The following is a 1,189-nucleotide window of genomic DNA, read 5'->3' on the forward strand; positions in this document are numbered from 1 at the left end:
TCGGTTGCAGCGCCTCCAGGTCGGCGCGATCGAAGGCGTCGCCCTTGACGAAGCGGGCGATGCCGGCGAGGCCCTTGCTTTCGATCAGGGCGCTGCCGTCACGCACGTTGATCTCGCTGTAGTCGCGCAGGAGGATGCTTTCCGGCAGCGGCTCGACGCCTTGCAGGGCTTCGAGGATGTAGCGGCCGTGGCCGGCGGCGATGTCGACGATGCGCACCTCGCGCTGCTCCTCGCGCAACCGCTGCATGGCCAGGCGCAGCAGCTCCTCGGCGTGCAGCTTGCGCTGGCGGATGCCGCGCCAGCCGATGGAGTCCAGGTAGTTGCGGTCGATCAGGCGACCCAGCGGGCCGCTGCCGGTGGGCTGGTTGCGGTAGACATAGTCGAGGGTGCTGCCGGAATCGAAACCGGTGTCGAAGCCCAGCTTGACCCCGTCCGACCACAGGCTGCCCAGGCGCAGGCCGGCACGGGTGGCGCGCCAGTAGAGATCGCGCGGCGAGTTCTTCGGCAACGGCGCGGCCAGTGCCTCGGCCTCGGCGCAGGTATGACCCAGGCGGTCGGCATCGAGCAGGCTCGGTCGTTCAGGTGCCGTGGCGAATGCCTCGAGGAGGAAGCGCCGGGCACGGGCGACGGCCAGGTGACGATCGCGCTCGCCAAGGGTGTCGTGGAAGAAGCCGGGCAGGATGTGCTTTTCCTTGCGCAGGCTGCCGAGACGCTCGAAGAAGCGCTCCTGCGGCGCACGATGGACGACGAAGTCGGCCCCGGAAATCAGCAGTTGGGTGGGAATCTGGATCGCCTGTGCGTCCGCTACCACCCGCTCGGCAGCTTCGTAGAGACCGAGCAGGACGTTCACCGAGATCGCCTTGGCGATCAGCGGGTCGCTGTCGTAGGAGGCGATCCGCTGCGGGTCGTGACTGAGGAAGCGTGCCTTGACATAGCTGTTGACGAAGAAATTGCCGCGCCACAGGCGCATCAGTTTCAGCCCGCTGCGGGCGAACGGCACGTAGAGCTTGACCTGGAACGCCGGCGAAGCCAGCACCAGCGCGCGTACCTTCGGCGCGTAGTCGTGGGCCCAGGTGGAAACCAGCACCGCGCCGACGCTCTGCGCCACCACCGCCATCCGCTCTTCGGCGATACCGTGGACGGCCTGGATATGGTCGACGAAGGTCTGTACGTCGCGCCCGCTGGTGGC

General features: G+C 67.8%; 1 protein-coding gene. It reads right to left on the reverse strand.

Annotation, left to right across the window (positions count from 1 at the left end):
- Positions 1–1,189 (reverse strand): class I SAM-dependent methyltransferase family protein (locus FFS27_RS32970; protein ID WP_137952568.1); only part of this gene is annotated, 1,189 nt, incomplete at both ends.

This window comes from Pseudomonas sp. 2VD, from assembly GCF_005503585.1.
GTDB classification, from domain to species: domain Bacteria; phylum Pseudomonadota; class Gammaproteobacteria; order Pseudomonadales; family Pseudomonadaceae; genus Pseudomonas; species Pseudomonas aeruginosa.